The 19,740-nt window shown below is 35.8% G+C and carries 16 protein-coding genes and 1 tRNA gene; 2 read left to right on the top strand and 15 right to left on the bottom strand.

The features are described 5' to 3' along the window. From VIL26_01755 to VIL26_01725, 7 genes are all read right to left on the bottom strand, one after another. On the bottom strand, window positions 1-1,218 hold a 1,218-nt coding region (locus VIL26_01755), incomplete at its 3' end, for a pullulanase-associated domain-containing protein (GenBank protein HEY8389668.1). A gap of 78 nt (window positions 1,219-1,296) precedes the next feature. After that, complete coding sequence (locus VIL26_01750) at window positions 1,297-2,610, bottom strand: Ig-like domain-containing protein (GenBank protein ID HEY8389667.1); 1,314 nt, start codon at window positions 2,608-2,610, stop codon at window positions 1,297-1,299. Window positions 2,611-2,711: 101 nt separating this feature from the next. Next, window positions 2,712-4,157 carry a 4-alpha-glucanotransferase gene (malQ, locus tag VIL26_01745; GenBank protein ID HEY8389666.1) on the bottom strand — a complete coding sequence of 482 codons (1,446 nt, stop codon included), beginning with the start codon at window positions 4,155-4,157 and terminating at the stop codon, window positions 2,712-2,714. Window positions 4,158-4,166: 9 nt separating this feature from the next. After that, window positions 4,167-5,762 carry an alpha-glucan family phosphorylase gene (glgP, locus tag VIL26_01740; protein HEY8389665.1) on the bottom strand — a complete coding sequence of 532 codons (1,596 nt, stop codon included), beginning with the start codon at window positions 5,760-5,762 and terminating at the stop codon, window positions 4,167-4,169. Beyond that, complete coding sequence (locus tag VIL26_01735; protein HEY8389664.1) at window positions 5,749-7,482, bottom strand: alpha amylase N-terminal ig-like domain-containing protein; 1,734 nt, start codon at window positions 7,480-7,482, stop codon at window positions 5,749-5,751. Before VIL26_01735 ends, glgP begins: the two co-directional genes overlap by 14 nt. 20 nt (window positions 7,483-7,502) lie before the next feature. After that, window positions 7,503-8,348 carry a helix-turn-helix domain-containing protein gene (locus VIL26_01730; protein HEY8389663.1) on the bottom strand — a complete coding sequence of 282 codons (846 nt, stop codon included), beginning with the start codon at window positions 8,346-8,348 and terminating at the stop codon, window positions 7,503-7,505. Window positions 8,349-8,550: 202 nt separating this feature from the next. Then, a complete protein-coding gene (locus VIL26_01725) occupies window positions 8,551-9,117 on the bottom strand; it encodes a TIGR00725 family protein (protein HEY8389662.1) in 567 nt (188 codons plus the stop codon). A 220-nt stretch (window positions 9,118-9,337) separates the two neighbouring features. Here VIL26_01725 and VIL26_01720 point away from each other — a divergent pair. Next, window positions 9,338-9,413 (top strand) — tRNA-Ala (locus VIL26_01720). A gap of 217 nt (window positions 9,414-9,630) precedes the next feature. Beyond that, the gene (locus VIL26_01715; protein HEY8389661.1) at window positions 9,631-10,512 is read left to right on the top strand and encodes a DegV family protein; all 882 of its coding nucleotides are present in this window, start codon (window positions 9,631-9,633) and stop codon (window positions 10,510-10,512) included. A gap of 100 nt (window positions 10,513-10,612) precedes the next feature. Here the strand turns inward: VIL26_01715 and smpB are convergent, their stop codons facing one another. From smpB to trmL, 8 genes are all read right to left on the bottom strand, one after another. Continuing rightward, the gene (gene smpB, locus VIL26_01710) at window positions 10,613-11,068 is read right to left on the bottom strand and encodes an SsrA-binding protein SmpB (GenBank protein HEY8389660.1); all 456 of its coding nucleotides are present in this window, start codon (window positions 11,066-11,068) and stop codon (window positions 10,613-10,615) included. A 24-nt stretch (window positions 11,069-11,092) separates the two neighbouring features. After that, window positions 11,093-13,213, bottom strand: a complete 2,121-nt coding sequence (rnr, locus tag VIL26_01705) for a ribonuclease R (GenBank protein ID HEY8389659.1) — start codon at window positions 13,211-13,213, stop codon at window positions 11,093-11,095. 120 nt (window positions 13,214-13,333) lie between these two features. Next, complete coding sequence (gene secG / locus VIL26_01700) at window positions 13,334-13,636, bottom strand: preprotein translocase subunit SecG (GenBank protein ID HEY8389658.1); 303 nt, start codon at window positions 13,634-13,636, stop codon at window positions 13,334-13,336. A gap of 87 nt (window positions 13,637-13,723) precedes the next feature. Continuing rightward, window positions 13,724-15,262, bottom strand: a complete 1,539-nt coding sequence (gene gpmI, locus VIL26_01695) for a 2,3-bisphosphoglycerate-independent phosphoglycerate mutase (GenBank protein ID HEY8389657.1) — start codon at window positions 15,260-15,262, stop codon at window positions 13,724-13,726. 22 nt (window positions 15,263-15,284) lie between these two features. Continuing rightward, window positions 15,285-16,046 (bottom strand): triose-phosphate isomerase, encoded by a 762-nt coding sequence (tpiA, locus tag VIL26_01690; GenBank protein HEY8389656.1) that lies wholly within the window; start codon window positions 16,044-16,046, stop codon window positions 15,285-15,287. 76 nt (window positions 16,047-16,122) lie between these two features. Beyond that, complete coding sequence (locus VIL26_01685; protein ID HEY8389655.1) at window positions 16,123-17,313, bottom strand: phosphoglycerate kinase; 1,191 nt, start codon at window positions 17,311-17,313, stop codon at window positions 16,123-16,125. Window positions 17,314-17,395: 82 nt separating this feature from the next. Then, window positions 17,396-19,048: a Na/Pi cotransporter family protein gene (locus tag VIL26_01680; protein ID HEY8389654.1), complete on the bottom strand. Its 1,653-nt coding sequence runs from the start codon at window positions 19,046-19,048 to the stop codon at window positions 17,396-17,398. A 205-nt stretch (window positions 19,049-19,253) separates the two neighbouring features. Further along, window positions 19,254-19,739, bottom strand: coding sequence for a tRNA (uridine(34)/cytosine(34)/5-carboxymethylaminomethyluridine(34)-2'-O)-methyltransferase TrmL (trmL, locus tag VIL26_01675; protein HEY8389653.1), 486 nt, complete (start codon window positions 19,737-19,739; stop codon window positions 19,254-19,256). Between the last annotated feature and the right edge of the window lies 1 nt (window position 19,740).

Genomic DNA, 19,740 nt, shown 5'->3' with positions numbered 1-19,740 from the left:
TATAAGATGACTCAATGCAGTCGAATCGCCATAGCTATTGACAGTACCTAATTCAGTAAGCCCCAAAAATTTTCCTCTATGTTTTTCGGATACACCAGATGAAGGATCAATTGTAAGATCTCTAATATGCGCTTCATAAATGACGGCATCTGTTATGTTTTGAGTAACCGGTCTTGCCTGATCTTCCCATCCATCAGGATTGGTTTTCGAAAGATCAATAACCATTCCGCGATTGCCGTTAACTCCTGCTGCCTTGGTATAAGGATCAGTGACCTCATTGGTCAAACCATTGACCGTTACCGTATATTTGTAATAAGTTTTGTCAAGATCTCCCTCAACTGTCTTGCTCCAAACGCCCTTTTCGCCTTTGGTCATTTCAAGACTTTGTAATAAATTATCGCCATCTCCTGCAGAGTACAAATTAAGAACTACTTTACTTGCAGTCGGTGCCCATAATTTGAATATTGTGCTATCTTTTGAATATATAGCGCCAAGTTCGCCCGAATAACTGAAGACATCAGAAAATTCCTGACTTCCAAAAATCTCTTCCATACTTATCACCATATCTTTATAATAGACAGACTTTACGACATAAGATTTTGAATAATCTACTTCGTTTTTTAAAGTTATGGTGGCTGATGATTTTCCTATGCTTGCTGATATGGATTCGATTTCAACTTTCTCTAACCCCTCATAAACTTCGAAGTCCTCTTTGGTACCTTCTGTTATAGGAGCGGTTACTGTTATTTTAATTTTCTTATTTGATTCGAATACTGCACTTAACATTTTAGGTGTAATATCTACATCATCTCTAGAATAGTAGATATTGGCATCGCCTTGTAAAAGCCAAATTTCTACTTTTCCATCTACAATCTTTTCATATGGAATAAATCTGTCAATACTTACATCTTTTGCCCAACTGTCTGTACACACTATAAGACCAATACCCTTTTTAGTAGGATCTACTTTAGTTATAGAGGTCGTAAGGCATACACCATATTCATCAGTCGAATCAAATTTGTAAGCAGCACCATCATTGCCGTCTGACCATAGCCACATATTCCATTTCGAATAATCGCCTAAATATCTGTGATAGTGTATGGTAACGGTAACATCTATAGATTCTGCATTAACACGTTTTTGATCAAAATTGTAAGTTTGAATTGCACAAAAAGATATAAGAACGGCAAGCAAATAACAAAAAACTTTCTTTCTCATCTTAACCCCAACTTCAAAAATCAGTTTTCTAGGGACAAAACCCTAATGTATTTTGTCCCTAGAAAAACCAAATTTGCATTAATACATCCAGCCGTCTGAATTAATTTCGATTGTTAAATCGCCATCAATTAATGTAACATTAAGACTGCCGCCTGATAAACTTACACCTTCAGGTAAAGTTTCAGGTAAAATTATTTCATTACCGTCAGGATTAGTATCGCTATGCCAGCTTCCGTTATTAAACTTAAATGCTAAAGTAAGATCGGATGTAGTAAGTGTTCCTTCCCAAGAATATTGAGTATCACTAACCTTAGTCATTTTTAAGGTATCATCTTTACCCCAGTTTGCATAAGGAGAAGGGAAACCACCAATTACATAAATATCATCTGTTGTTGCTTCGGGTATGTTAAGTATAATCTTTAAATTAGTTGTTACAGTTACATTAGGATCTCCAGGTATTCCACCCCAAGAAGCTACTACATCTTGAACACTTGAAGCTCCGCCGTTTACAAACAATGTACGGTTGCTTAATTCCTCGCCTTGAGGACCTTTTTCTACAAATGACCAGTTGACTGAGCCATTAGCATTAGCAAGAACATATTTATATTGCATCTGTCTAGACAAAGAATCATCAGCTTCAAAATCCAGTGTCAAAACTATTGAATATTTCTTACCATCTGCACTATCCTTGGTCAATTTGTTATCATCACTTAATGTTGACCAGCTGCCTGTATTGTTACCGATTATATAAACATTAACATAATCAGGTAATTCTTCAGGAACTGTGACTGTAAATGTTATTTCTGCAGGATCAGTATTAAGATCCTCTACTGTAACTGTAGCTTTGGCTTCTGCGCCGTTAGGCGCCTTAACTGTTATTGTAGCTGTACCAGCTGCGACAGCAGTAACCAGACCATTTTCATCAACTGTTGCAACTTTTTCATCGCTTGAAGTCCATGTAGCTTTTTCATCTTTTCCCAAAACAGGATTAAAAGAAGCTAACAATTGGAATTGATTCAAATCAGCTGTTACATCTTCGCCTGACGTCAATTTGATTTCGGTTTGGTTTAATGTAACTACTGGTTCAACCTTAACAGTACAAGTAGCTTTAGCTCCTTTAACTGATGCTGTTATTGTAGCTGTGCCTAAGCTCTGAGCAATTACAACGCCGTAGCTGTTAACTTTTGCAACACTTGAATCACTTGATGACCAGCTAACCTCTAAGGTGTCATCTGAAACAGTCGGAACCAAAGTAACTGATTCCTCAATAGCAAGTGTTACTGATGTCTTATCTAAGGTAATAGTAGGTTTATTACCGCATGCTGTAAGTACACTTGCAGACATAGCTATACAACAAGCTATGACGAGCATAACAAGTAATTTTCTTTTCATATTTCCTCCCATTATTATATTTAATTTAAGTAGTAACACCTCTTACTACTAATTATTATACTATAAAAATACCGTCTGTCAATACCAAACCAATAAAAAACCTATTGTTTTGTTGTCAAACGGATTATCTTTTTGTATTTTTTTATGTAATTATCGTTTTTCAAACGCCAAATCCAATTGCCTTTAGTAGCGGGAATATTCATTCTGTCTTTTTCGCCAAGTCCAAGATAATCCTGAATAGGCACGATAAATTTGTCGGCATTGCTTTTTACGCCCAAGCTTATCATGGCTTTTACCACATCGAATTTACAACCTGTTATTTTTTTGAACGCTCTTTTTTCGGACGAAGAAATAGACTTATACCAGCCTTTGATGGTATTGTTGTCATGCGTTCCTGTATAAACTACAATGTTGGATTGCTTTAGACTATCTAAAAATTTATAGACATCTGGTGAGTCATACCAATTTTGTAAAATTACCATTCCAGGATAGCCCGTATAATCCAAAAGCTTTTCAACCTCTTGGGTTTTATTTCCCAAATCTTCTGCCAAGATTTTTGCATTAGGAACTAATTGTTTGAATTTTTCAAACAATTCTTTTCCATATGCTTTTTTCCATTGCCCTGTAATGGCATCTTGTGCGCCCGCAGGTATAGAATAATAATTAGCAAATCCTATAAAATGATCGATTCTAATATGATCGTAGCATTTTTGTGAAAACATAAGTCGATTAAGCCACCAAGAAAAACCTTCTTGCTTCATATATTCCCAATCATATACAGGATTGCCCCATAACTGACCTTTTGAAGAATATATATCAGGCGGAACTCCGGCTACACAAGACGGCTTTTTTTCACTATCAAGCATAAAGTTTTGGCTATATGCCCAGACATCCGCGCTATGATACGATATATAAATTGGAAGATCGCCTATTATCTCTATACCAAGACTGTTGGCATAGTTTTTCAGCTTAAACCATTGCGTCCAGAACAAATATTGAATTGTCTTCCAATAAGCTATTTCTGTCTTTAACTTCTCCTGATAAATGCTGATCGTTTCAGGGTTTTTTGATACAATATCTGGTTCCCATTCGTTCCATGATATCTTATTAAAATACTCATACAGAGCCATAAAGATTGCATAATCTTCAAGCCAAAAATGATTATCTTGACAAAATCTGTCAAAATCGCTTTGATCAATTTTATCAAGATTATTTGATATTTCTCTTAATACACTGTCTTTATTCTTATATAACAGTTCGTAATCGATATTGCCCTTTTTCCAAATTAGACTCTTATATCTATCAGATATTAATCCCTGCTCATACAATGCATCCAAATCAATAAAATACGGATTGCCTGCAAAAGCCGAGAATGCCTGATAAGGAGAATTATCTTCACCAGGTGGATTAAGAGGTAAAATCTGCCAATATTTTTGTTTGCTTGCCTTCAAAAAATCTGCGAATTTATAAGCTTCTTTTCCAAAATCTCCTATTCCATAACTGGACGGCAAACTAGAAATATGTAATAAAATTCCGCTATTCTTCATTTTTTGTCCTTAGTAGTTGTAAATTTTTTCGTAATATTCCTCTACCATTCTTTTTGCAGAGAACCTAACCTCTGACATTGCAATACTTTCTTTCATCATCGAAGCCCATTTTTGTTTATCCTGATATGTTGGCAAAACTTCTTCCATCAGACATTTATATAACGCCTTAGAATCATGTTCATCACAATCAGTGCCTTCATAGCCATCGCCTATTTCCCAGCCATTGACGCCGTGAACACAACCTTCTGGCCACCAGCCATCAAGTACCGCCAAATTTAAAACTCCATTCATTGCGGCTTTCATTCCTGATGTTCCGCATGCTTCCAATGGTCTTATAGGATTGTTGAGCCAAATATCGCAGCCTCTTGTCATTAGGGCGCCAATATACATGTCATAGTTTTGAACAAAGACAACAGATTCGGGATAGCGTTTTGCCATTTCAAAAAGATTTTTTATTATGTTCTTTCCTGTATAGTCATTGGGATGAGCTTTTCCTGCAAAAACTATTTGCAGCTTTTTTTCTTTTAGTAAAGGCTCGATTACTGACTTGTCTTTGAAAATCAAATCTCCGCGTTTATAAGGCGCAGCACGTTTTGCAAAACCGATAATAGGAACATCAAGCAATAGTTTTACTCCATTGCGTTGATAAATCTCGTCTATCAATTTTTGCTTCAGGCTTTGATGAACAGCATAAAGATCTCCATTGTTCAAATACGCTTTTCTAATTTCATCGCTTTGCCATGTTTTGTTGTGAACGCCGTTGGTAACATTGGTAATTTCAGCTGCGTCTTTAACATCTGTCCACATCTTTTTGGCCGTTTTGCAATGAAGTTCTGCAACAGAATTTGCAATTTTAGCTGTTCTTAATCCTGCCACAGTCATGCCAAACGGATCTCCGCCTATATCAATCATTTGCTCTTTGGTAAGTCCGTTAAATGCGCCCATATATTCCAAAACCTTAAGGCTATGCACTTCATTGCCTGCAGGTACAGGAGTATGAGTTGTAAATACAATATTCTTTTTAGCTGCTTTTCTAGCTTCTTCAAAGCTCATATGTTTTTCGGTCATATATTCTTTAATAATTTCGGTGCAACAAAGAAGAGGATGAGAATCGTTAAAGTGATAGATATCAACCTTTTCGCCCAAAGCCTTCAAAGCTCTATATCCGCCTATTCCTAAAATAATTTCTTGTGCAATGCGCTCTTCTTCAAACCAACCGTACAAATTACCGCAAATAAGGCTATGCGGATTATCAGGTAAAAATGGATCCAAAAGATACAACGGAACATTGCCAAAACAATCGCATTTCCAGACCTTAAGTTTTACAGTATCATCTTTTATCTTGACATCGACAGTAACTCCTGTGTCCTTCAAGAAATCATAATGATAGTCATAATAGCTGTCATAAGGAAAACCAGTTTTATCAATATATTGATCGGTTAGGCCTGCACGCCACAAAATTCCCACACCTACCATAGGAGCATTTAGGTCTTTTGCCGCTTTTAAAATATCTCCAGCCAAAATTCCAAGTCCGCCGCTATAAATCTTAAAGTCAGACTCCAAACCAAATTCCATACAAAAATACGCAACTCTAGGCTTGCTCATAATTTTTCTCCTTTTTGGTAATAATAAAATAACCTTTGGATTGCATGATTATATTTTTTGATAAGGTTGCTATTTTGTCCCCCATAATCAATTCGAAATCATCAATATCAAAAACGACATCATTGCCGCCTATATTGATGCCGATATATAAAGCTTGATTTGCTTCAAATCTTTTGAAAACAAAAGCACGATCTTTGTAAAACACGCTCTTATATCTTGCACTCATTAGTTTTTGAAATTTGTTTCTTATTGAAAGAACATTTTTAAAATGTTTAAAAATATCATTTTCTACATCTTGCCATTGCATTGGATTTCTGAATGACTCATTATCATCTTTGCCCATTATCCCTATTTCATCGCCATAATAAACGGCACATGCTCCTGGATAAAATGCTAGAAATACCAAAGCCAATAAATAATCCTGTTTGTTTTGGCATTCATCATAAAATCTTGAGCAATCGTGAGAATCCAAAAAGTTATACATGCACATAAGTCCGTTTTCGTGATAACGCATATTAAAGTAGTCAAGACGTTCACCAAACTGTTGTGCTGATATTTCACCGCGGGCAAAAAAATCAAGCATTGTATCTTTTAGACGGTAATTCATAACCCCGTCAAACATATCGCCCTGCATCCATGTGTTTGCGTCATCCCAAATTTCGCCTACAAGATATATGTCGCTTTTTATTAACTTTACTGTTTGACGGAAAATTCTCCAAAAATTAAGATTGAGTTCATTAGCGACATCAAGCCGCCATCCGTCAATATCGTATTTTTGAATCCAATATTTTGCTACGTCGCAAAAATATTTTACGACTTCAGGGTTGGCTGTGTTTAGTTTGGGCATATTGCCCGAATAAGCGAAACATGTGTAATATTCAGAATCATCTTTTTCTACGGGGAATTTTTTGATGTCATAGTACCAATCAATATATCTGCTGTTTTGTCCGTATTTCAAAATATCTGCAAAAGCAAAAAAGCCTGTCCCTGTATGGTTAAAAACACCATCCAGAATAACCTTTATACCCAAACTGTGGGCGGATTGGACAAGCTCTTTAAAATCATTATCAGTTCCCAGATTGGGATCTATGTGATAATAATCATCAATATTGTATTTGTGATAGCTCTTAGAAACAAAAATCGGATTAAGATAAATAGCATTTGCACCTAGATCTTTTATGTAATCTAGGTTTTTAATAATACCTTTTAAGGTTCCGCCTATGCGATAACTTTTTTCGGGATTGTATTTTTCCTTATAGTCTTTTTTGACTTCGATATGTCTATAATCAGTTGCAAAGCTATCAGGAAAAATATGATAAATAACGCAAGATTTTACCCATTGAGGTGTTATGAATAAATCTGCCTTGTGATTAAAATGAAATTCAAAATAATTATTAATAGTTTTATCATCATCATAAAACCAATAATTGGAATATATCTTTTGGTTATTGCTATAATCAGTTAAAATAAAATAATATCTTAATCTTTCATATTTAACATTAATATGAGATTCAAAATAATCATGTTCGAAATCAGAAGCCACCAAAGCCATTTCATGTTTTGAAACTGTCTTTTCAAATGGCGACATTCTGTCTCCAATAAGGACAGTGACAGCTTTTATATCATTTTTTTTGACCTTGATTCGTAATACTATATTGTTTTGATCCAAACCATAACAGTATTGCGAATAAGGATAATGTATAACTGCTGTCTGCTCCATTATTACCCCCTGTAATTATTTCATGTCTTAATACCAGTCTTTCCTAGATTTCCTAATTCTTTTTCAGGAAATCCTATGTCTTTGTGGTATTGCGTTATAGCCTTTTTATAATCTTCTAGTGTATTGTTTTCTTTAATGTAATTTCCCTTTTTTAATGAGCTTAGCTGAGCTATATCAAGTATCAAAAGGTCAATTGCCATCTGAATAATCATGCTGTTAGATGTAACAAGGCTTATTTCATCAATCTTTTCATTGCCTTCGCCCACTATGAGCTTTTCTTGATCAAAAACAGCTATTATTCTTCTTCTCAGAAAATAGTCGCTTACATTGGTAACATTGTAAGTAAAATGCACACCAAAATCCATCGGCAACTTATTAAATGAGAAAATATATATCTTTACGCCACGCTCATCAGCTTCTTTTAAAACATCTTTGAATAATTCAGCTTCTTCCGCCCATAATGACAAGTAGATTTCTCTTTGAGCTGACTCAATTTGCTTTCTTATTTCAGAAATCATTTGGTCATATTCATAGATGTTGATAATGTAGCTCTCTTTATCTGCTGTGGACGCTATATCTTCCAGCCTTTCTTGCAAAAAAGATATTTTCTTATCAAGGTTTTCTCTGAAACTTCCTAAGATTTCTTTGAAGTCCACAGGAACATACATTTTGCTGTCGCCTTCTATTACTTTGACTACATTTTTTCTCTCAAGTCTCTTCAGTATGTCATAAACCATCGTACGTGTAATAGATGATTGTTTTGCTATCTCATAACCGTTAAGAGGATTTTTCTTAACCAAAGTTATGTAAACTTTAGCTTCATTTTGTGAAAATCCCAATTCTTGCAAAATGTCAAGTTCATTCATTGTTAGTTCTCCTACTATATGAAAATTATATAGTAGTAACATTTGTTACTACTATATTATAATAAAAATCAATTAATGTCAACACTTTTTTAAAATATAAAACAGTGTTTATCTTAACAAAAGATCAAAATATTAAATCTATTGATCAAAACAGAAAACTAAAAAAGAGTTAACAAAACATTTAACTCTTTTTTAGTTATTTCTATTTTCCTTTAACAATACCTGTGTGATAGATATTGTATTTGTCTACATATTTATTAATTATTTCAATTGCTTGTTCAGGAGTTTCTATTCCAAACACTTTATCATCAAAGCCTGTATATCTTGTTCTTTGGTCTATTTTGGTATCGGCTACTTTAGCGCTCCAGCCTTCGACATTTTTATACGCCAATATGAGCCTATGCAAAGCCCATGCATTTGTTATTTCGGACATAGTGCCTGCGCCGCCGCCTATCGCGATAACCGCCGCTGAAGAGTTGGCAATTATGACATTGCGGTACAAATCCAAACCTGTAGGGATTATTATATCCGCATATTCATTGGCGTCAAGAGGAGAAAACATAGGCAGTATTCCTATGGTGTCGCCTTCTTTATATTTTTTGGATGCATGCGCGCCTTTAAATGCTGCTTCCATTACTCCGCCTAAACCGCCCGAAATAATTCTGTAACCATTGTCAATAAGTATTTTTCCTGTTTCAAAAGCAATCTGCTGCTTTTTGGGATCATTGTCAATATTACTGTCACCAACTATAGCTATTGTTTTTCTCATCTGCCAAAATTTTCCTTTTATTTTTATTTTTTCTAATAATATAACATTTTATATTTCAAATATCAAACAACAAGAGAAGTTTTTATGCGTTCGATAAAAACTATTTAGTTTACATTATGCCATAAACATGCTCTTTGTCAAAATTAGAATGCAAATTTTAAAGCAAAATTATAGCCACAAAACAAAAAATATGCTAATATATATTAGCTAAAATTCATATGGGGATGTAGCTCAGTTGGTAGAGCGCTTGAATGGCATTCAAGAGGTAGTCGGTTCGATCCCGATCATCTCCACCAGTTTTTAACCGCCCGATATCGGGCTTTTTTATTTTTCTAGAGTCTAAAATCATATAATTTTGGCAAAAATCTACACGTATTGTTTACAGTTGTGTTACAGTTATGCTTTTGGGCTTGTTATGGCTATATAATGCATTGCTATAACATAGACTTTACCTATATAATGGAGCTACTGCAACACATCTAATGTTGTAGATGTTTTTTAGGAGAGATTTATATGAGTTTTATTCTTTCTACTGATTCTTGCTGCGATGCTTATAAGAGTGAATTAAAAAAAAGAAACATTTATTACATCCCTATGGCTTATATTGTGGATAATGTAGAATATAGGGACACATTTGATTCTGATGAAGAATACAAGGAATTTTATGACAAAATAAGAGAAGGAAAATCTATTAAAACAACTCAGCTTAATGTTGTTGAAACGGCTGAATATTTTGAAGACCTTATGAACAAAAATGAAGGAGATCTAGTTCATATTTGCTTATCGGGCGGTTTATCCTCAACAGCGCAAAACGCCATTAATGCCGCAAAAGAAGTTATGCAAAAGTTTAAAAACCGCAACATCTATATAATTGACAGCAAAAGCGCGACAATGGGACAGATGTTAATACTAGATAAAGCAGACGAATTAAGAGCAGGCGGCAAAAGCGCAAAAGAAGCAGCAGAATATCTTACAGGACTTGTAGAAAGATTGCAGCATTTTGTAATGGTAAAAAATCTGTTTCATCTAAGACGCGGCGGCAGGGTTTCTTCTACTTCAGCGCTGGTAGGTTCTATTTTAGGTATAAGACCCATTATTACAGTAAACCATAAGGGCGAACTTGTAGTTATTGGAAAAGAACACGGTCACAAAAAAGCTATACAAAGACTGGTAAAATCATATCTCGAATACAAAGCCGACAACGCCATACGCGTATATATAGCGCATGCCGATGACATAGAAACAGCAGAAGAGCTCAAAGAAAAATTAACCGAAGCAGGCGCTAAAGAAATTATAACCAATTATATAGGCCCCGTAATTGGTGCACACACAGGAGCAGGCACAGTATCAATTATGTTTGAAGGCAAAAAGCGAATGGTTATAGAAAAGAAGTAAAACATTTAAAAAAAGATAAAGCACTCTTAACAAGAGTGCTTTTTTCATATCAAATAATAATGCAAATACTACACATCTAGATAAAGCAAGCAAAAAACATTTACACAAAATCCTTAACTGCTCTTTGGGTTTCTCTTTCTTGAGTGCGGCGTTTTAGGGTTTCGCGTTTGTCATATGTTTTTTTGCCTTGGCACAGTCCGAGTTCAAGTTTTATAAGACTGCCTTTAAGATAAAGTTTAAGAGGTATCAAGGTCAAGCCTTTTTCGTTAACCTTGCCTGTTAATTTAGAAATTTCGGCACGATTGAGCAATAATTTTCTATCTCGCCTTGCTTCGCTGTTAAAATAGCTGCCTTTTTGGTATGGGGTAACATGACAGTTTCTCAAAAAAACCTCGCCTTTTTCAATTATTGCGAAGCTGTCTTTGAGATTGACTGCGCCCTGTCTTATTGATTTCACTTCATCGCCGCTTAGCACTATTCCAGCCTCATAAGTGTCCAAAATAAAGTATTCAAATCGCGCCTGCCTGTTTTCGGCTACTACTTTTATCCCTTCCATATCCCTGTCCCTCGCAAAATTTAATTATGCAGGTAAAAATTCTATCTTTTTATTAACAATATCCGTGCTAGCAACGATAATTTCCATCTGGTCGCCAAGACGGTAAACTATCTTTTTGCCCACCAATGAAAAATTATCTTCATCAAAATGATAATAATCTTTGGGCAAATTTTCAAGGCGTATAAGCCCTTCGCATGTGTTTTCAAGCTCGACAAAGATACCAAATTCGGTAACACCGCTTATAATTCCCGGATATTTTTCGCCTATATGATTGCTCATATATTCAGTTTTCAACAAATCATCAACTTCTCTTTCTGCGTTTTCTGCAAGTCTTTCACGTTCGCTAGACATCGCGCTTGCTTCAACCACAAATCTTTCAAATTTCTTAGAATTGTTAAGTCCGTTATGCAAAAAGTCCTTTATAATTCGATGTATTGCCAAATCCGGATAACGACGAATGGGCGATGTAAAATGGCAATAAAATCTTGCCGCAAGTCCAAAATGTCCAAGATTGTCTTCTTGATATCTTGCTTTTGACATTGACCTTAGCATAACCTTGTTGATAACATTAAAAATAGGCTTGCCTTCAGCTTGAGCAAGTATCTGTTGTACGGTCTTAGGATATAAATTGCCGCTCTTATTCATCTTAAATTTCAAGCCTACGCCTTGCGCAAATGCAAGCATAACAGCGGCCTTTTCTTCTGGCGGCTCTTCATGCACTCTATAAATAAACGGCATTTGGGCATGGTACATGGTTTCGGCAATAGTCTCGTTGGTAACAAGCATAAATTCTTCTATTATTCTGTTGCTCACACCCCTAGGATAAGGCAAAATTTCTTTTACCTTGCCATGAGAATCTAATATGATCTTGCTTTCTGGTATTTCAAAATCAATCGAACCCCGCTCTCTTCGCTTTTGATTAAGAATATACATAAGTTCTTCCATGTTTTTTAACATGGGCATGAAATCTGCATATTTTTGCATCAAAGTCGCGTCGCCCGCCAAAGCTTTGTTAACCTTGTCATAGGTCATTCTGGCTTTAGAATTTATAATGCTTTCAGTGATTTCAGAACCTACCACTTTTCCTTCCTTATCTATTTCCATCAAAACAGACAAGGTCAATCTATCTTCTTTTTCATTCAGTGAACATATTCCGTTGCTAAGTTCCCTAGGCAGCATAGGCAATACTCTGTCAGGAAAATAAACGCTGGTACCGCGTTTTAATGCTTCCTTATCTAATGGAGTATTTGGCTTAACATAATGCGAAACATCGGCTATATGCACACCCAAAAGATAATGTCCGTTTTCATCTATATGAAGGCTTATTGCATCGTCTAGGTCCTTAGCATCCTCTCCGTCAATGGTTATTATCATCCAATCCCTAAAATCCTGACGCTTGGCAATATCTTGAGGCGTGATCGGACGATTAACTTTTTCTGCGCTTTTCAAAACCTCTTCAGGAAACTCTTCATAGAGATTGTATGAGCGGATAATAGACAATATCTCCATACCTTCTTCGTCAATATCGCCCAAAATCTCAACAATCTTGCCTTCGGGATTTTTGCCTTTTTCGGGATATGAGGTTATTTCAGCTACAACTTTTTGCCCGTTTTGCGCACCGTTAAAACGATCCAGCGGTATAAAAATATCATGAAAATATTTTGAATCATCAGGTGTTACAAATCCATAAGTTGAATTTTGACGGGTTGAAAATACGCCCACCACTCTTTTAAATCCGCGCTCCAACACCGTAATAACTTCGCCTTCTAAAGACTGTCCGTCTTCTTTTTTCTTATTTACCTTAACCAAAACGGTGTCGCCATGCTCAGCTTTTCCTAAATGCCGTGCCGGAATAAAAACATCTTCGCCAAGTTCGGGCGATATAAAAAATCCAAAGCCCCTAGCATTGCCCTGAATCTTGCCTTTGTAGGCATTAATCTTTTGCGGCAGATAGTATTTGGATTCTTTTCTCGTATGCTGTTCTACAAGAAGTCCTTCTTTAGCCAATTCATCCAAGGCAAGTCCTATATTTTTTTTGTCAAAAACACTTTTTGCTCCCAGACTTTTTAACAGCTTATTTCTGGTAAGTCCTGATAAGTTATTTTGAGTTATTATATCATATACTTTGTCTTTGAAGCTTTGCATATTTTGTCACCGTTTTGAAAATTTTTGTGTATTTATATTATGCCATATATTAATAGAAATCATTTAAAAAAATAGGGCAGCTTTGATAGCCGCCCTCTGTTTATATTCTTTTCATTAGTTTTAAATTTGACCGTTATAAATAGTCAATGTAACGAAATAAATTGCTGCGTTTACTACAAGCAATATTGCCGTTGTAATGGTCATCTTTTTCATTCTGCCTTCGAGAGTCTTACCCTTGTTTTTACCAAAAAAGGTATCTTGTCCGCCTGAAATTGCACCCAATTCATCAGAATTGCCAGGCTGGAATAAAACAACTATGATAAGGAATATGGACAGCAATACTTCCATAACCATAAGTCCCATTCTAATATAAGGGAAACTAACTTCGACCCATCTAGGTACTAATTGCAGAAGCTGAAACAAAATAATTTCCTCCATCACACAAATTCGGCTTTATGATTATAGCATAATATTTTTTAATATACAACTAAATTTCAAAGCTTCCCTATTTTAAAATAACGGTTTGCCTTCCATTTCTGCAGGAATTTCTTCGCCTAAGATTTTGAGTAAGGTAGGCGCTAGATCGCAAAGTTTGCCGCCGTCTCTCAATACTACATCCTTGCGTGTGTCATCAACCAAAATGCAAGGAACAGGATTGGTGGTATGAGCAGTACAAGGCGAACCATCATCATAACACAGCTGTTCTGCATTGCCATGGTCAGCAGTAATTATAGCAGCACCGCCAATTTTCAAAATCTCATTAACCAAATCATTGACACAGTTATCAACCGTTTCTACTGCTTTTATCGTAGCATCCAATACGCCTGAATGTCCTACCATATCGCAGTTAGCAAAGTTAAGAATCATGACATCAATATCGCCAGATTGAACTTCTTTTTTAGCTGCTTCCAAAACTTCATATGCTGACATTTCAGGTTTTAGATCATAAGTAGCAACCTTGGGTGAATTTATCAAAATTCTTTTTTCATTCTTATTGGGCGTTTCTACACCGCCGTTAAAGAAGAATGTAACATGCGCATATTTTTCTGTTTCGGCAATTCTTAATTGGGTATATCCTTTATCAGCAAGGTACTCGCCCAAAGTATTCTTTAGCTCTTTAGGAGCAAAAGCTGTATGCAATCCTGTAAAGGTAGCATCATATTCGGTCATCTGAACAAAATATACAGGAGTATAACCCTTTGCTCTTTCAAACTTGTCAAAATCCTCATATATAAAAGCACGAGTGCCTTCTCTTGCTCTGTCTGAACGAAAATTGAAATATACAACGCTGTCGCCTGCATCAACTCCGCCGTCATAATTACCGTTAGCATCGGTAACTGCAAACGGCACTATAAATTCGTCTGTAACGCCTTCGTCGTAAGATTCTTTTATGGCAGTTAAAGCGTCAATTACAGTTTTGCCCTTTCCCGCTGTTATGCTGTTATAGCCCTTTTCAACTCTTTCCCAGCGGTTATCTCTATCCATAAAATAATATCTGCCGCAAACGCTTGCAATTTTCCCAAATCCAAGCTCATTTAGCTTTTCTTGAGTTTGAGCTACAAAATCCACACCGCTTGTAGGTGAAACGTCTCGGCCATCCATAAGAGCATGAACATAAACTTTGCTTATGCCATTCTTAGCCGCCATATCAAGCAAAGCAAACAGATGATTGATATGACTATGAACACCGCCATTAGACAAAAGCCCTATTAAATGCAGTTTTGAATCGTTCTTTTTTACATTTTCAATAGCACCCACTAATGCAGGATTAGTAAAAAAGTCGCCATCAATTATTGCTTTATCTATTCTGGTGATGTCTTGATATACTACTCTGCCAGCACCTATATTAAGGTGTCCAACTTCACTATTGCCCATCTGTCCGTCAGGCAAACCAACATCTAGTCCGCTCGCACCTATAAATGTATGTGGATAAGCATTCATTAATCTTTTTAGATTAGGAACACCTTGGATTTCCACTGCGTTACATCTTGTGTCATCTCGTTTTCCCAATCCATCCATTATAATCAGTGCAACAAATCTGTTTTTCATATACTATCCTTCGTTAAAAAAATTAAAATTTAACTTCAGCAGCTTTTACTATTACAGAAAAATCTTCTGCTTTCAAGCTTGCTCCGCCAATCAAACCGCCGTCAATTTCAGGCATTGACATAAGCCCTTGAGCGTTCTTTGCATTCATACTTCCACCATATTGTATTCTAAGAGCTTGTGCTATGTCACGTGTATAAATCACACTCAAGATTTCTCTTATCTTGCCTATTGTCTCGTCAGCGTCCTTATCAGTCGCAGTCTTGCCTGTGCCAATCGCCCATACAGGTTCATAAGCGATAACAATCTTTTCAACATCTTCAGCAGATACATCCTTTAGACCTACTGTAAGCTGTCTGCGATTAACTTCGTCAGTCAAACCGTTTTCTCTTTCGGACTCTGTTTCACCTATGCAAAGTATAGGGGTAAGACCTTTTTTGAGTGCCTGAATAACTCTTTTGTTAACTGTTTCATCAGTCTCGCCAAAATATTGACGTCTTTCACTGTGACCTATGATTACATATTTTACTCCCAATTCCAAAAGCATGTCGGCACTAACTTCGCCTGTAAATGCACCCTTGTCTGCCCAATGCACATTTTGTGCGCCTAAACCTATATTGGTATCTTTGAGCATTTGGCTAGCCATATATAAATCAGTATAAGGTACGCAAACGACTACATCGCACTTAGCGTCCTTAACCTTAGGAATTAATTCTGTTAATAAATCTTTGGTTTCTTTTGCCGTATTATTCATTTTCCAGTTGCCGGCAATTATGGGTTTTCTCATATTTTTGTCTTCCTTTATTTTAGGGCAAGGAATTTTCCCTTGCCCTATTATTTTTTAATTTCTTATTTAATTTTATTTATTTCTTATCATTAAGCTTTGCAATACCAGGAAGTTCAAGTCCTTCTAAGAATTCAAGTGAAGCACCACCACCTGTTGAAATATGTGTTATCTTATCAGCATATCCCAATTGCTCAACAGCAGCTGCACTGTCGCCTCCGCCTACAATGGTGATTGCGTTTGACTTAGCCAAAGCTTCAGCTACTGCCTTAGTTCCTACTGCAAATTTTTCAAATTCAAATACGCCCATAGGTCCGTTCCAAATAACTGTCTTAGCATTAGAGATAACCTTTGCAAAGTTTTCTGCGGTCTTAGGACCTATATCAAGACCTTGCCAGCCTTCAGGAATCTTAGTGCTTTCTACAACTTGACTATTAGCATCAGCCTTAAAATCATCACCTACTACGTTATCCACAGGCAACAAAAGATCAACTTTCTTTTCTTCTGCTTTCTTCAACAACTCTTTTGCAAGATCAACTTTATCCAATTCAACCTTAGAATCACCAACCTTGCCGCCTTTTGCCAAAATAAATGTATAAGCCATTGCACCGCCAATCAAAAGGCTGTCAACTTTTTCTAACAGGTTATTAATAACGCCGATTTTGTCGCTAACTTTAGCACCGCCCAAAATAGCTACAAAAGGACGCTTAGGATCTTCCAAAGCTCCACCCATTATATCAAGTTCTTTTGCAATCAAAAATCCTGCAACTGCTGTAGTTATATAATCAGCAACACCTGCTGTTGAAGCATGTGCTCTGTGAGCTGTTCCAAAAGCATCGTTTACATATATTTCACCAAATTGTGCAAGTTCTTTTGCAAAAGCGGGATCGTTCTTTTCTTCTTCCTTGTGGAATCTTACGTTTTCAAGCAATAATACTTCGCCGGGCTTCAAAGCAGCAGCTTTTGCTTTTGCATCTTCGCCGATAACATCTTTTGCCAATGTTACGCATCCGCCCAAAAGCTCATTAAGTCTTTTTGCTACAGGAGCAAGTGAATATTTGGGTTCAAAGCCGTTTTTAGGTCTTCCTAAATGCGAACACAAAACAATCTTAGCCTTGTGCTCAATAAGGTATTTTATTGTGGGTAATGCACCGATAATTCTGTTTTCATCAGTGATATTACCATTTTCGTCCTGAGGAACATTGAAGTCTGCTCTTACCAAGACCTTTTTACCAAAAACATCTACATCTTTAACCGTTAATTTATTCATATTTAACTCCTAAATACTTAATACATTAAATATAATCGTTTTTGCAACTTATGTCAAATACATTGATAATGTATTATCATTATCATTTTTCACTTCTTTCTCTTATGCTATAAGCTATATTGGTTAGATGGTCTGCAATTCTCTCTAAATTCATCGTAAGATCATAGAACACTTCACCGCTTTCAACAGAGCATATTCCGCTGTGCAATCTCTTGATATGATTGTTGCTAAATTGCTTCTTCATATTATCGATTTCTTCTTCACGGCGATTAACTTCTTTTATCATATTAACATCGCGCTTGTCAAATACATAAAGCGCATCTCTATAAAGAAGTTTGACTTTTTGATACATAGTCATTATTTCGTTTTTAGCTTCTTCAGAGAATGAAATATTTTCCGCAACCATCTGCTGTGCAGCTTCGCACAAGTTTTCGGAATGGTCGCCTATTCTTTCTATATCAGAAACTACATGATATAGTGAACCTATAAGAACTTCGTCTGCCTTAGATATATTAAGACTGCTGATTTTTACTAAATAGTTAGTCAATGCCTTATTAAGATAGTTTAACTGTTTTTCATTCTTATATACCGTATCTACATTAATATCAGTAGCATTGATGACATCGCTCATAGCAAGATCCATATTGGTTTCTGCCAAATGGCCCATATCTGTGATCTCTTTTAATATCTGTGAAATGGCAACTGAGGGAGAATTAAGTATTCTTTCATCCAAATATCTGAGTTTTTCCGGAGCCGTTTCAACTTTTTTGTCCGGAACAAACTTTTCGGCGCACCATACAATTTGCTTTATAAAAGGTATATAGATTATTACGCTTACAACATTAAATATCAAATGGAATAAGGCAACCTGAAGACCTGCGTTTCCGCCAGAGATTGTTATAAATATGTTTTCAAAATGTTTGCCCATAGGAAGCATAAAACATAAGAACAGCAATACACCTATTACATTGAAAAAGATATGTATAAAGGCTGTTCTTTTTGAGTTAGTTGAAGTTCCAATAGCTGCTATAATCGCAGTAAAGCAAGTTCCTATGTTACTGCCTAACACTATATAGAAAGCACTCATAGTAGAAAGCGAGCCTGCGTTAACCAATATAATAATAACCGCTGTTACCAAAGAACTGCTATGGACAAGAGCGGTTATAATCATGCTAATAAGTATCAATAAAAACGGATTTGTCAAAACCGAGAACATTTGCTCAATTGCTGATTTTATTATCGCAGAGTTAGAAAAGCTATCGCTCATGAAACTTAATCCGATAAAAATAAGTCCCACGCCGACCAAACTTTCACCAATACGGCTTATGTTTCCCTTCTTGTCAACCATCATCATAATTATGCCTACAAAAGCCAGCAATGCAAAGTAAGACGAAATATCAAGGTCTTGCAATACAATCAAGAACGCGTCCAATGTCGTACCGATATTGGCGCCCATTATTATTGCGGTTGCCTGATATAAAGACATTACACCAGCATTTACAAAACCAATAAGCATAACTGAAACAGCAGTTGAACTCTGAATAAGCGCAGTTGCTACTGTTCCGATACCTAGTCCGACAAATCTGTTATCGTTAATCTTGTTAAATAACTTTCTAATGCTTTTTCCTGCTGACTTTTCCATACCATTGGACATGGTATGCAAGCCATATAAAAAAACGCCCATGCCAGCCAAAAGCTGTACACAAGCGTGCAGTATTTCTAAAAATTTATCCATCTAAAAACATAAACTCCACTTTTTAATATACATTTCTATTTTAACGGTCAGTTACAAACTTTGTCAAATCAATGTATATTGTTTATCATAAATTATTTTTTATGTTTAGAATCTTATGATAAATTTTATTCAATTATTATCCCTTAATTAGATATTAATTCTCATCCTATCAATATAGTTAGATTTAATAAATAGTAAAAACTTTTTAATATTTTGTAAGATGTCCTTGGGCTTTCAAGCCTGAAAAGCCCTCTTGCCTTAATGCCTCATACAAGACTATAGCAACAGAATTGCTAAGATTAAGCGATCTTAATTCCTGGTACATAGGTATTCTTATGCAATGATCATAGTTGTTATACAGCAAATCCTCAGGCAATCCTTTGGTTTCTTTTCCAAAAACCAAAAAACAGCCGTCATTGAATTGCACATCAGAATAAACTTTTTGACCTTTTGTGCTCAAAAACCAAAATTCAGCTTGACTGTTCTTTTGTCTTAGTTCTTCAAAACTGTCATAATAGCTTATGTCAGCAAACTGCCAATAATCAAGTCCTGCTCTTTTTAGATACTTGTCCGAAATTTCAAATCCAAGCGGGCGCACAAGATGAAGTTTTGTATGAGTGGCTGCGCAAGTACGAACTATATTGCCTGTATTTTGAGGAATTTCAGGTTCTACTAATACTATATTAAACATA

Source organism: Clostridia bacterium (assembly GCA_036562685.1).
In the GTDB taxonomy this organism is placed as follows: domain Bacteria; phylum Bacillota; class Clostridia; order Christensenellales; family DUVY01; genus DUVY01.
The sequence above is the reverse complement of the archived record's forward strand: the minus strand, read 5'-3'. Positions and strand labels throughout refer to the sequence as shown.

Coding starts and splice junctions, on each gene's coding strand:
- rnr (HEY8389659.1), bottom strand. CDS start 13,213: ATGCAAAGCTTCAAAGACAAAGTATATGATATAATAACTCAAAATAAC.
- glgP (HEY8389665.1), bottom strand. CDS start 5,762: ATGAGCAAGCCTAGAGTTGCGTATTTTTGTATGGAATTTGGTTTGGAG.
- VIL26_01750 (HEY8389667.1), bottom strand. CDS start 2,610: ATGAAAAGAAAATTACTTGTTATGCTCGTCATAGCTTGTTGTATAGCT.
- trmL (HEY8389653.1), bottom strand. CDS start 19,739: ATGTTTAATATAGTATTAGTAGAACCTGAAATTCCTCAAAATACAGGC.
- gpmI (HEY8389657.1), bottom strand. CDS start 15,262: ATGAAAAACAGATTTGTTGCACTGATTATAATGGATGGATTGGGAAAA.
- VIL26_01680 (HEY8389654.1), bottom strand. CDS start 19,048: ATGGATAAATTTTTAGAAATACTGCACGCTTGTGTACAGCTTTTGGCT.
- malQ (HEY8389666.1), bottom strand. CDS start 4,157: ATGAAGAATAGCGGAATTTTATTACATATTTCTAGTTTGCCGTCCAGT.
- VIL26_01685 (HEY8389655.1), bottom strand. CDS start 17,313: ATGAATAAATTAACGGTTAAAGATGTAGATGTTTTTGGTAAAAAGGTC.
- VIL26_01715 (HEY8389661.1), top strand. CDS start 9,631: ATGAGTTTTATTCTTTCTACTGATTCTTGCTGCGATGCTTATAAGAGT.
- VIL26_01725 (HEY8389662.1), bottom strand. CDS start 9,117: ATGAGAAAAACAATAGCTATAGTTGGTGACAGTAATATTGACAATGAT.
- VIL26_01735 (HEY8389664.1), bottom strand. CDS start 7,482: ATGGAGCAGACAGCAGTTATACATTATCCTTATTCGCAATACTGTTAT.
- smpB (HEY8389660.1), bottom strand. CDS start 11,068: ATGGAAGGGATAAAAGTAGTAGCCGAAAACAGGCAGGCGCGATTTGAA.
- tpiA (HEY8389656.1), bottom strand. CDS start 16,046: ATGAGAAAACCCATAATTGCCGGCAACTGGAAAATGAATAATACGGCA.
- VIL26_01730 (HEY8389663.1), bottom strand. CDS start 8,348: ATGAATGAACTTGACATTTTGCAAGAATTGGGATTTTCACAAAATGAA.